General features: G+C 70.5%; 9 protein-coding genes. 4 read left to right on the top strand and 5 right to left on the bottom strand.

Annotation, left to right across the window (positions count from 1 at the left end):
* Positions 1 to 112 precede the first annotated feature (112 nt).
* Positions 113 to 580, bottom strand: coding sequence for a hypothetical protein (locus WMF44_RS11280; protein ID WP_437299128.1), 468 nt, complete (start codon positions 578 to 580; stop codon positions 113 to 115).
* A gap of 269 nt (positions 581 to 849) precedes the next feature.
* A complete protein-coding gene (locus tag WMF44_RS11275) occupies positions 850 to 1,491 on the bottom strand; it encodes an IS3 family transposase (protein ID WP_437299127.1) in 642 nt (213 codons plus the stop codon).
* On the opposite strand from WMF44_RS11275, the gene WMF44_RS11270 reads away from it, so the two are divergent.
* Entirely contained in the window at positions 1,466 to 4,744 is a 3,279-nt protein-coding gene (locus tag WMF44_RS11270) for a tetratricopeptide repeat protein (RefSeq protein ID WP_437299126.1), read from the top strand. The genes WMF44_RS11275 and WMF44_RS11270 overlap by 26 nt on opposite strands.
* Before the next feature lie 77 nt (positions 4,745 to 4,821).
* On the top strand, positions 4,822 to 6,717 hold the full coding sequence (locus WMF44_RS11265) for a hypothetical protein (RefSeq protein WP_437299125.1): 1,896 nt from the start codon (positions 4,822 to 4,824) through the stop codon (positions 6,715 to 6,717).
* Between the two features lie 54 nt (positions 6,718 to 6,771).
* On the opposite strand, the gene WMF44_RS11260 is transcribed toward WMF44_RS11265, so the two are convergent.
* Together WMF44_RS11260 and WMF44_RS11255 are read right to left on the bottom strand one after the other, a co-directional pair.
* On the bottom strand, positions 6,772 to 7,536 hold the full coding sequence (locus WMF44_RS11260; RefSeq protein WP_437299124.1) for a hypothetical protein: 765 nt from the start codon (positions 7,534 to 7,536) through the stop codon (positions 6,772 to 6,774).
* 2 nt (positions 7,537 to 7,538) lie between these two features.
* Positions 7,539 to 8,390: a CHAT domain-containing protein gene (locus WMF44_RS11255; protein WP_437299123.1), complete on the bottom strand. Its 852-nt coding sequence runs from the start codon at positions 8,388 to 8,390 to the stop codon at positions 7,539 to 7,541.
* 485 nt (positions 8,391 to 8,875) lie between these two features.
* Here WMF44_RS11255 and WMF44_RS11250 point away from each other — a divergent pair, with 485 nt between their 5' ends.
* Together WMF44_RS11250 and WMF44_RS11245 are read left to right on the top strand one after the other, a co-directional pair.
* Entirely contained in the window at positions 8,876 to 10,087 is a 1,212-nt protein-coding gene (locus tag WMF44_RS11250; RefSeq protein ID WP_437299122.1) for a hypothetical protein, read from the top strand.
* Positions 10,084 to 11,178, top strand: coding sequence for a hypothetical protein (locus WMF44_RS11245; protein ID WP_437299121.1), 1,095 nt, complete (start codon positions 10,084 to 10,086; stop codon positions 11,176 to 11,178). Before WMF44_RS11250 ends, WMF44_RS11245 begins: the two co-directional genes overlap by 4 nt.
* 32 nt (positions 11,179 to 11,210) lie before the next feature.
* Here the strand turns inward: WMF44_RS11245 and WMF44_RS11240 are convergent, their stop codons facing one another.
* Entirely contained in the window at positions 11,211 to 11,693 is a 483-nt protein-coding gene (locus WMF44_RS11240) for a hypothetical protein (RefSeq protein WP_437299120.1), read from the bottom strand.
* Between the last annotated feature and the right edge of the window lie 125 nt (positions 11,694 to 11,818).

The following is an 11,818-nucleotide window of genomic DNA, read 5'->3' as shown; positions in this document are numbered from 1 at the left end:
GTCGTGCCGGAGGTCGCGAGCTGGAATCGATGCGGAGGGAATGGCGCAGCCGGGGCCGCGCCCGCCGGCCCATGAGGCCAGCGGGCGCGGCCCGCGGATGCGGGCGAGCGGCTCAGGTGTCGGTGAGCTTGATGCCGAAGAGGCGGCTTTGGGGGCCGAGGATCACTTCGGCATAGGGGAACCAGTACCAGTAGCTCGGGTTCTGCAGGACGGTGGTGGTCACGTCGGGGTGCAGCGTGGCGAAGGTGTCGCTCGACTCATCGTTGCCGTCGCATACGTAGCTCAGGCCCGACGGGGCCTTGACGCACGCTCTCGCGCTCGAGACGCTCCCGGTGACGTTGTGCACGTACACCTGCAGGTCCACGATGTTCTCGTGCTCCAGCAGGCTGTCCGACGGCAGCGTGCAGGTGATCTTGGAGGAGCTGGTCAAGCTGGGGTTGAGCACGAACGGGCCCTCGTACCCGCAGTAGCCGACGCCGAGCCGACGCCCAGCCGCCGAGGCGTCGCCGGAGTCGAGCATCACGAGCGAGCCCGCGCAGAGGCATGCGATCGCACCCAGGGTCTTGATCATCGTATTCATGTTGATCCCTTGTGGTTATGGTTTCGTCATCGCGGCCGTCCAGTTGGCCACACGCTCGTATCCAGCAAGGCGTGGGCCAACGGGCATAGGCGCGGATTGGCGGCATTGCTGACAGCAGGACCAACGCCCGTCCCCTGAAAGGGACGAGGTCTCCCCCATGGGAATCCCATGGACAGGACGCCCCCGTCATCGCCGCGAGAGTTCGAATGCGCGAGCCATTCAGCCCGAGGGGATCCTCGGTCCTTCCTGCCCCGCTTCCGCGGACAGCCTCACGATGCGGCGAGCGCGGCCACGTAGGTCCTCAATTCGAGCTGGATCGGGCTCATGTAGGCGAGCCGTGAATGCCGTCGTTTCAGATCGTCGAAGTCGTCGATGTAGCCTCCGACGGCGGCGATGGCGGCCGCTCGTGTCGGGTAGCGCTCGTGCTCGACCAGCTCCGCCTTCAGCGTGGATTCGCGCCTAAAGGTCGATCCGGGGCGTGAGAAGTCCGGCGCAGCAATCGGTGCGCTCGCCGCGGCAGGCCATGGGCGCGAGGCGAGAGGCGCGGGGGCGTGGACGACCGGAGGGCGCCGGCCGGCCGGCTGACGTGTCAGCCGCTTCGCCTGGCGTGTCAGGAAGCGGGGTGGCGACGGTCGGATGCGGGGTGGGGCGAGCAGGGCGCTCGCTGCGTCCCGGCGTGCCCCGGCGCGCGCCTTGCAATGCGCTGGCACGTGGGGATAGCGTCCTGATCGTCCTGGAGCAGTGTCGAGGAATCCTCGCGCGGAGGAATGGCGAATGCGAGTTGACCCGGGAGCATCGGCGGTGCGCGAGAGCGGCCGGCGGCCATACGGCGCGGGAGGCGGGACACGCGAACCGCGGGCGAGGGCGGCACGGGGGCAGCGGCGCGTGCGCTGGTGGGCCGCCACGGGCATCGTGGTGCTGGCGGCGCTGCTCGCCGTGCCGCGCGGGGGGCAGGCGCAGGGTGCCACGCCATCGGCGGATGCGCTGGAGGAGGCTGAGCTGCTCAACCGTGACGTCGTGGCCCTCTACGGCCAGGGGCGCTTCGATGCGGCGATCCCGCTGGCGGAACGCGCGCTCACAATCCTAGAGAAGGCGCTGGGCAGAGACCATCCAGATGTGGCGACGGTGCTCAATAACCTCGCCGCGCTGCACAAGACAAAAGGAGACTACGCGAGAGCGGAGCCGCTCTTCCACCGAGCCCTCGGAATCACAGAGAAGGCGCTCGGCAGCGAGCATCCCGATGTGGCAACATCGCTCAACAATCTTGCCGTGCGGTACGCTGCAAAAGGAGACTACGCGAGAGCGGAGCCGCTCTACCACCGAGCCCTCGGAATCCGAGAGAAGGCGCTCGGCAGCGAGCATCCCGATGTGGCAACATCGCTCAATAACATCGCCGCGCTGTACCACACCAAAGGAGACTACGCGAGAGCGGAGCCGCTCTACCACCGAGCCCTCGGAATCACAGAGAAGGCGCTCGGCAGCGAGCATCCCGATGTGGCAGCGTCGCTCAGCCGCCTCGCCGTGCTATACGACACAAAAGGAGACTACGCGAGAGCGGAGCCGCTCTACCACCGAGCCCTCGGAATCCGAGAGAAGGCGCTCGGCAGCGAGCATCCCGGTGTGGCAACATCGCTCGACACACTCGCCTTGCTGTACGCTGAAAAAGGAGACTACGCGAGAGCGGAGCCGCTCCACCACCGAGCCCTCGGAATCCGAGAGAAGGCGCTCGGGAGCGAGCATCCCTATGTGGCAACATCGTTCAACAACCTCGCCTTGCTGTACCACACAACAGGAGACTACACGAGAGCGGAGCCGCTCTACCACCGAGCCCTCGGAATCACAGAGAAGGCGCTCGGCAGCGAGCATCCCGATGTGGCAACATCGCTCAATAACATCGCCGCGCTGTACCACACAAAAGGAGACTACGCGAGAGCGGAGCCGCTCTTCCACCGAGCCCTCGGAATCACAGAGAAGGCGCTCGGCAGCGAGCATCCCGATGTGGCAACATCGCTCAATAACATCGCCGCGCTGTACCACACAAAAGGAGACTACGCGAGAGCGGAGCCGCTCTTCCACCGAGCCCTCGGAATCACAGAGAAGGCGCTCGGCAGCGAGCATCCCGATGTGGCAGCATCGCTGTACAATCTTGCGGTGTTGCGCCAGGCGCTCGGCGATGTTCCTGGAGCGCTTCGGATGATCGAGCAGGCCGCGAGCATCCAAGATCGCAACGCTGCCATCCTGCTGAACACCGGAGGCGATGAGCAGAAGCGTGCCTACATGGCAACCCTGCGAGCGACCACGTACGTCGCCGTTTCCTCGCATGTTCAGTTTGCACCGGCCGACGAGGCGGCGAGGCGCCTCGCCCTGACCACGATCCTCCGCCGCAAAGGGCGCGTGCTCGACGCGATGACTCACGGCCTCGCGGCGCTGCGCCGTCGCGCCGGCACCGAGGATCGCTCGCTGCTCGACAAGCTGAGCCGCGTGAGCGCCGAGCTGAGCACGCTGACCTGGCGTGGGCCGGAGGCGCAACGACCGGGACAATCGCCCGAGGACTACGCCAAGGGCCAGCTTGCGCAGTACCGAGCGAACATGGCGCGCCTCGATGCCGCGCGGCAGACGCTGGAAGCAGAGATCGGGCGCCGCAGCCCGGAGTTGAAGGCCGAGCTCTCGCCGGTCAGCCTGGTGCAGGTCCAGGCCACCGTGCCCGATGGGGCAGCGCTCGTCGAGCTCTTCCGGTACGAGCCGTTCAACCCGAGCGGAACGCTGGCGGCCAATACCCTGTGGGGCAAGGCCCGCTACATTGCGTACGTCCTGCAGCAGAACGGCGACATCGCCTGGGCCGACCTCGGCGAGGCCGCTCCCATCGAGGACGCCGTCGGCGCTCTCCGCAAAGCGCTCGCCCGCGCCGCGACCGATCCAAGGCCGGCCGCGCGCGCCCTCGACGCGCTGGTCATGCAGCCGATCCGCCGCATCCTCGGCCCGATGCGCCAGGTCCTGCTCAGCCCCGATGGCGCCCTCAACCTGGTGCCCTTCGGCGCGCTCCTCGACGAGAACGGCCGCTATCTCGTCGAGCGCTACGCGTTCACCTACCTGCCCAGCGGGCGCGACCTCGTGCGCCTCCGTGCAACGGCACCAGCCCGCCAGGGCGCCTTCGTCTTCGCCGCCCCGAACTACGATCGTCCGGCCGCGACATCACCCCCGCGCAATACGGGAGATCCACCGTCCGATACAAACGTCGCGATGTGGTTCCCACCGCTCGCCTCCGCCGCCGAAGAGGGTCGCGCCCTCGGCCGGCAACTCCCGGGCGCGCAGGTGCTGCTCGGCGCGGACGCGACCGAGCGCGCGGTCAAGGCGCTGCGCGGCCCGCGGCTGCTCCACATCGTGACCCATGGCTTCTTCCAGCAGAACCAGAAGGAGCCTCACGCCCCGCCTCAACCGGTTCTCCTGGACGTCGGCTCACGCGGCCTGAACGCCTGGGGGAGCGCGCTCCCGCACATCGAGAACCCGCTGCTCCGCTCGGGCCTGGCGTTCGCGGGCGCCAACCGGCGGAGCACTGGCAACGACAACGACGACGGCATTCTCACCGCGCTCGAAGCCTCGCAGCTCGATCTGAACGGCACCAAGCTCGTCGTCCTGGCCGCGTGCGAGACCGGCGTCGGCGACGCCAGGAGCGGCGACGGCGTCTACGGGCTGCGGCGCGCGCTCGTGATGGCAGGAGCCGAGACCCAGGTCATGAGCCTCTGGAAGGTCAGGGACGACGCGACCCGCGAGCTGATGCAGGCCTACTACGACCGGCTGCTCGCCGGCGGCGGTCGAGGCGAGGCCCTGCGCCAGGCCCAGCTCGCGATGCTGGCGAATCCGGATCGGGCACACCCCTTCTTCTGGGCGAGCTTCATCGCCTCCGGCAGCGACGCGGCCCTCGACGGCAAGAAGGTCGACCCCTCCTTCGCCAGTGTCAGACCGCCCCCCGGCTGCAGCTGCGATCTCGCGGCGCAAGCTCCTGCCGGCTCCGGCGCTGCTGCGGCCCTCCTCGCCGCCTGCGCCCTCGCGCGACGCCGACCGCGGCGCGGAGCGCACCGCGAGCGACGCCTTCGTCTCACCCTGCGCCCCACCCGATCAGGCCCTGCCACCGCACCCGCAAGCGTCGCGCCTGTCGTGCCTTGATCCTGGTCGGTGCGGAGACGCCCGTGATACAGCATCTGGAGCGCCGACGAAGAGGCCATCCTGGATCCGGAGAGCCGATGAGCCAGCAGGCAACGCCCGCGGGAGGGGACAACCCCAAGGAGCCCTTCGAACCGGTCCAGGCCAGCGATCCGTCGAACACCGGCGTGGCGATGGCGCCCGGCGCCCCTGCCCGCATTCGTGTCCCCACGAGCGGCTCGCTCCGGAAGGTGATCGACGCGGTCCTGAAGGGCGACGCGGATCTCGATGCGTTCTGCCACGACCACCACGCCGACGTGTACCGCCGCTTCAGCGACGGCATGGAGCGCGGCCGCAAGATCACCCTGCTCCTCCAGCACGCCCCGCGGGCCGCCGTCCTCGCTTCCCTCTGCGAGGCGCACGGGGCGGCCATGAAGCAGCACGAGCACCTCCTCACGTGGTCGCCGGCGACGATCGCGCCGCTGTCGTCGGTCCAGACGCGGCCGCGGCGCCTCGCCGCCGGCTTGCTCGGCCTCGTCGCCATCGCGCTCGCCGCATGGAGGCTCTCCGCGGCCCCCGACGCCCGCTCCACGATCGCTCGCCGCGGTGTCCTCGAGGCCTGGAGGGAGTGGGCCGCCACCCACCGCGCGATAGAGCCCTTCGCCCCGCAGGAATGCGGCATCGTCCTCGGCGGCCCCTGGATGGCGACCCCCGCCGGCGACGCGCTCTGCCGCGAGCTCCGGAAGCTCCCCGACGCGTGCGCTGTGCGATGCGTCGCTCCGCCGCCGGACGTGACGACCGCAAAAGCGGCCCCGCTCGACCGCGCGGCGAGGAGCGCCGGCGCACTCCTGATGGCCGAGATCGACGAGAAAGGGGTAGCGAAGGTCACCCCGCTGGGCCGCCTCGCAAAGGAGCCGCTGCTCGGACGGCGGATCGAGCTCGATATCGCCGCCGAGGCCGACAGGAAGCGGGCCGGGATCGTGATGAGCGCCCTCGCACACCTCGCGGCACCGCGGGGAGACCTGGTCGCCAGCAACATCGCGTGCCCCGTGGACCCAGCGGCCCCGCTCGACCGGATCGCGCTCCTCGCGCTGCTCGCCGTGCCCTCCTGCGAGTCAGCGCAGATCCGCTCGCTCGACCTGAGATGCGCCAGCGGGACGACGGTCTCGGACGAGGACTGCGCGCTCGCCCGCTACATCGACGCCGAGCTGCATCTCGCGGACACGCGGCGCGCTCGGTCCATCCTCGCGGAGCTGCGGGATCAGGGCGCAGCGCGGTTCCGGACCGTGGCGAAGCTCCTCCTGGCGCATCTCGATTGCAAGGAGCACGCGTTCCACGAGGCAGCGACCGCGCTCCGCGAGCTCGCGGAGGGCGCCGATGCCTGCGTGCTCGCCCACGTCTCCGAGGCGGCCGCGTGTGTCGCCTCGTCCGCCGGGCCCGGAAAGGTCGACCCGGAGATCGCGCGGCTCGAAGCGCTGCCGATCGACCCGAAGAGCGAGTGCCCCGCGCGAATGCGCGCTCGGGCGCTGGCGCGGCGAGGGTACTGGAGAGAGCAGGGCAAGCGATGGAGCGACGCGCTCGCCGACTACGAGAAGGCGTGGCACCTGTTCCAGGATCCGCTCTACGGCCTCAACCTGGCGGCGATGTGGCTTCAGAACGGCCAGCCGCAGGAGGCAGCAAAGGTGCTGTCCGAGGTGGACTGCGACGCCGGCGGGCCTCGGAGCTGCGAGGCCACGGTGGCGCTGCTCCGCTGGATCACGGCGGGCGACGCGCTCGAGAGGGCGTCGGCGAAGGACGCGCTGCTCCGGCTCCACGAGCAGCGCGGGGCCAACGAGGCTGTGCTCGGCGCATCGACGGACGCGCTCCTGCGCGCGCTGGCATGCCCCGGCCCGCCGAGCGCCGACTGCCTTTACGATGTGCTCACGCGCTCCTCGGCGCGAAACGCTTTGCTCAAGGCGTTCGACGCTGCAGAGCGCGCGCGCCTGCTGCCGCGCTAGTACCGCGGGTCAGAAATCCGGGCAGGATGTCTGAAGCGCGGATTGGGCGGTCCGCTAATCCCCCTTCACGGGGCAGGGCACGAGCACATAGTAGGTCTGCCCGTCCGGCGCCCATGCGGCGTCAGCGATCGGCACCCCGCTGAAATCCTGGAACACCACCGGCGATTTCCCGCGAACGGGCTCGACGTCCAGGAACGACGCCGTGCCGTCCCAGCTCGGGACGAGGCACTTCCGCCCGCCGTCCAGGCAGCGAGGCGCGCTGTAGCGCTCGAAGAACGCCTCCTGGCTCGACAGGTACCGCTCGTCGGTGAACGGGCTCGCCGACAGGATCGCGCCATCGCCGATCACCAAGAGCCAGAGCTGCTCGTCCTGTGCGCCATCGGGCCTGGCGGCGACGAGGAGCCCGAGGGGTGAAGCCTGCCTGTCGAACGCGAGCAGGCGCGTGATGCCGAGCACCGGATCGTTCCCTGCGAGCCGCGCGGGCATCTCGCCCGTCGTGCGGCTGACGTGCACGACGCCGGCTCGCAGGAAGAAGAACCGCGGATCTCCCCCAGGTGCAGGGAGGAACGCCATCGCCTCGAAGCACCCTGGAAGCACGGGCCTGGCCGCCCCGAGCGCCTTGCCCGCAGGGGGCTTCGAGGGCAGCGCTAGCAGGTGACGGTACCCGAGCGGCGGCTCTTCGCCGCGGTGCTCGGAACCCACGGCCCAGCCGATGACGGCCGTCGGATGCAGCGCCGCTGCGACGCCGGCCGGCGGCCGTGACGCCGCGCCGCCGCACCCGAGGAGCAAGATCGCCACGAGTGCCAGCGCACCACGCATGGTCACGCCTGCTCGACGAGGCGAAGCGACGCCGCGTCGACGCCGGCCTTCACCTTGAGCCGCGGTATCCGATCCTCCGGGATCTGGTGCAGCCGCAGCGCACTGCATCCGAGGCGGAACGCCTCGTCGACGGTCCGACCGAACCCGAGGGCCCGGTAGAACGACGCCGCGAACTCGGTCGCAGCGAGATCGCCGATCGGCTCGTGCATGCCGACCGCGCACGCGACGTGCTGCGTGAGCGCCTCGGCCAGCGGCTCGGAGTAGCAGGCGTTGAGCACCACCATCTGAAGGTTGTCGCCGAGGATGCCGATGAGGTCCGAGAGCGCGCCCTTGTCGACGAAGGCAATCCCGCCCTCGCTGTCCTCGAGGACGATCTTCTCGTCATGGGTCCCGTGCCCGCTGAAATGGAGGACATGCGGCCGCTCCTCGAGGAGCGCCAGCTGGAGATCGTCGGGTCGAACAGCCCACCGGGAGGCGAACGTCACCGCGTCGCGGTGCGACGCCGAGCGAATCCTGTCCTCGATCTGACGGATCTCGCGGCCGAGCCCGAGCTGGGTCGTGCTCCGCGGGTTGGCCGCCAGGAAGAGCACCTTGATGCCCCCGCCGGCGGACGGGAGCGCCCGCCCGGGCGCCGGCGAGGCGTCACCCCCGGCGCCCGGGTCCTGGAGGAGCTGCGCAAGGCGCTCGGGATCAGCGTGGTCGAGCAAGAGGGTGACCTTGCGGACGCGCTGCATCCCGTCCGAGAAGCGACGGTACACGTCGGGGAAGTGATCGCTGCAGAAAGCATCGAGATCCGCGTCGCTGCGGAGCGCCTCCCCGATGAGCGCGCGGAGCTTGGGCTGAGGGAGCTTCACGGGGAGAGCGTACACGCGTTCCGGACACGAGAGCAGCCACGCCTCGCGCGGGGTCGCGGCCGTCGCCGTTGCCTCGCCCTGCGGGGCCGCGGCGCGCGGCACCCACGCGCTGCTGCCGCGCCCCCCAGCGCCGTCAGCCGAACCGCAGCCGACGCGAACACGCACAATGACGAACCGCCCGCAGCCTGCTGTGAAGAACCCTGCGCGCCTGGGTAATGCATTGCTCCCCAAGCAGCGGCCGCCGCGCTGACCGCTTCGCACCTCGCCCCCGCGAAGAAGTCGGAACATTCTAAATTCTCGGAATTTTCGGACACGCGGCGCGCGCTCCGACACCGTGTGGCAGGGCACGACGCGTGCTTTGTCGCCGCCGGCGCCAGCAAAGCGCCTGGTGAAGCGCTCGCATACAGCGTGGACAGCTTTGCCGCCGTGGAGCTCCTTTGCCTCGTGAGGGTGCTTTGAGACGACGTCTGCCTTGGATTCACGCGTTGCTCGCCTCCTTATCGGCGGCGATGCTCTGGTCCGCGCCTGCTCGCCCCGGCGAGCCGCCGCAGCTCTCCTGGGACAAGCCGGTTCGCTGCATCAAGTCGCCGAACGGCGGCGCGGTGCGCGTTCAATGCGAGCCAGGCCCGGACGGCGAGCGCTGCCTCGTCGCGCCCGATCACCTGGCCCACGACAGCGGCGCGCTCGACAAGGTGCAGCCGTGCAACGTGGTTGAAGACGTCTCGGCCTACCAGGCCCTGACCGCGCGCGGCGCCCGCCTCGTCGCCGCGATCCCCGAGGCGCCGCCTGGCTACGCGCGCTCGGCCGAGGGCAAAGCATTTCAGGTCAAATTCGATCTCCTGAACCGGCTTTACCTGGGCGCGTCCTGGCTGCCCACGTTCCATGGAAACAACGGGCTCCCCGTGCCCGCGAGCTTCCCCCTGGGCCGCGGGAGGGCCGAGGCCGGCATCCACGTGAGCGTGCTCTCGACGCGCTACCGCGCGCGCCATGACATGCGCATCCTCGAGGGGACAGCCACGTTCGACGATCTCGAGCTCTCCGGGGTCCTCTTCAGCTACGATTACCAGCACGTGCACCGGCGGCCGGCCCACTGGCTCAGCACCTTCGTGGGCAAGCCGCGGCTTCACCCGATCTCGCCGCGGATGGGCTGGGGCTTCCGGGTGGTGTCGGTGAACGACCGCCCCCCCGCGCGCCGCGACACGCTCGACGTGGAGTTCGCCGAGGTCCACCTCGCGTGGCATCCGTGGCAGTCGAACGACATGTACAGCCACATCCGGCTCGAGGCGGGCGCCGATCTGGGAGAGTACTGGGAGCGTCGATCGGAGATCGACGACGGCCTGGACACCGGCGCTCTGTACATCGGTCCGACGAGCGCCCTCAAAACGCGCTTCAGCCTCGGCGAGGGCGGCCTCCACGCGCTCTCGACAGCGTTCACCTACCGGCGCCCGAACATCGCGGCCGGGAGCGGGAGGGGAGAGGCGATGAACCGACTCGAGGCCACCATCGCCTACGAGGGGATCCTCCTCGCGATCAACGATCAGCCCATCTCGCTGCGGCTCGCCGCGATGGGGGTGAGCCGCAACGACCTCGACAGCGACATTCGCGACGTGGAGGTCAAGGCCGCCGCGGGCCTGCGGGTGTCGTTCTGGGCTCCCCCACGGGTGTTCGAGCCGATGCCCGCCTTCGAGGACCCGTGACGGCCCGGCGCCTCGCCGCGCTGCTCGTCATGGCGGCGGCCGCGGCGCTCTCCCCGCGCGCCGCCCGCGCCGAGCCGGCGCGCGGGGAGAGCGCCGCCCGCGCCGAGCCGGCGCGCGAGGAGAGCGCCGGCCGCGCCGAGCCGGCGCGCGAGGAGAGCGAGCGCGCGGGCGGCGGCGATACCGCCGTTTCCGAGGAGGGCCGGCGCTTCCGCGTGCGCTTCGACCCGGCGAGCCGGGTGTGGCTCGGCGTCGCGTCCGCGCTGCACCGGGGCGCGGGCGGGGCGATCGCGATCGAGCCCGAGATCGACGCGGGCCTTTCCTACCGCGCGCGCAGCGTGACGGGCTCCGGGCGTGGCCGCGTGATCTGGCAGGCGGATCACCGCGTCCTCGCCGGCCGGGTGTCTCCGGCCGGGCAGGCGCTCGACGGCGTGCCCGCGCTCGACGCGGCGCTTTATGGCGCGTCGTTCTTGCGGCACGACGAATCGCCGCGGGTGGTCTTGCCGATGTCGCCGCCGATCGCGGTCCCCTTCCCCTTCGACATCGGCGTGGAAGCCGAGGTGGGACGGGTGAGCATCCCCTCGATCCCGCGGCGCGAGGGCGAGGGATCGCCGGCGCCGCTGATCCGGGTCGGCGTGGCGCGCGCCACGGCGATCCTCGATCCATGGCGCACGGGCGAGCCGGGCCGCAGCTTCGAGATCGGGCTCGGGGTCCGTTACGACATCGACGCTTACGCCGAGTCCCCCTCTCCCCGGGCCGCGCCCGCGCGCCGCACGCTCGGTGAGCCAAGGGTCGTCCACCGGATCGCGCCCATGACCGCGGGCTCGCTGCGGCTGCGGCTCCAGAGCGGCGACGGGCTGACGGTCTTCGATGGTCGAGGCGACGTCGTCCCGCACTGGACGAGCGAAGAGCGCTGGCGCGTCCTCGTGCGCTCGGCCGCGCACGTCGAGAGGATCCTGGCCGCGATCGACGATCAACCCATCGCCGCGGTGCTCGAGGGCGAGTACCGGCTGCTGCCGCCCGCCCTCGACATGCAGGCCGTCCATGATCTGCGCGTGAGCCTCGGGCTCGCGTTCACGCTGGCGCTGCGATAGGGCGACGGCGGGGTTGCAACTGCGAGGAGAGTCTACCCCGGGCGCCGATTCTGCCGCGCGCCGGCCCAGGCGCCGAACAGGGTGCCGCCGATCGTGAGGACAGTCGAGACGAGCGCCCGCGTCACGGAGGTCTCGTCGCCCACGACCACCCATCCCAGCACGAGCGAGAGCGCGATGAGCACCCACGCCAGCCGGTACTCCATGCGCCGCGCGGTGCGGGCGCAGACGTAGCCACCGAGCGCGGAACCGAAGGTGCCGAGCACCATGAGGGTGTTCGTGACGCCCTCCGAGGGCGACGTGAGTACCTTCGCGAGACCGCCGTCGGTCGCGCCCATGGACGCTACGAACACCGCGTAGACGATCAAGAACGCAGTCCCGAGCACCATCGTGAGCCCGAGGTCCGCGAGCACGCCGAAGAGCAGCGCCTTGGCAGCGGATCCGTGCGCCCGCGCCGGCCCAATGTCGAGGTTCGCCTGCGGGGGCTGGAAAGGATTGGGGGCCGACCTCTCGCTCATGACGGTGGCAGTCTCGCCGCCTGCGCCCCCCGCGGTCCACGGGCCGGGCCGCCCGCCTTCGCCTCCTCGCAGGCCGCCGCCATCCCCGGGCCCGCGACGTAGCGATCGAACATGATGACCGACAT

It is taken from the genome of Sorangium sp. So ce426, assembly GCF_051475585.1.
GTDB lineage: Bacteria > Myxococcota_A > Polyangia > Polyangiales > Polyangiaceae > Sorangium > Sorangium cellulosum_B.
The sequence above is the reverse complement of the archived record's forward strand: the minus strand, read 5'-3'. Positions and strand labels throughout refer to the sequence as shown.

What these genes read in the sequence shown, in the direction of transcription:
- WMF44_RS11240 (WP_437299120.1), bottom strand. Translation starts at nt 11,693, where the DNA reads ATGAGCGAGAGGTCGGCCCCCAATCCTTTCCAGCCCCCGCAGGCGAAC.
- WMF44_RS11280 (WP_437299128.1), bottom strand. Translation starts at nt 580, where the DNA reads ATGAATACGATGATCAAGACCCTGGGTGCGATCGCATGCCTCTGCGCG.
- WMF44_RS11265 (WP_437299125.1), top strand. Translation starts at nt 4,822, where the DNA reads ATGAGCCAGCAGGCAACGCCCGCGGGAGGGGACAACCCCAAGGAGCCC.
- WMF44_RS11275 (WP_437299127.1), bottom strand. Translation starts at nt 1,491, where the DNA reads ATGCCCGTGGCGGCCCACCAGCGCACGCGCCGCTGCCCCCGTGCCGCC.
- WMF44_RS11260 (WP_437299124.1), bottom strand. Translation starts at nt 7,536, where the DNA reads ATGCGTGGTGCGCTGGCACTCGTGGCGATCTTGCTCCTCGGGTGCGGC.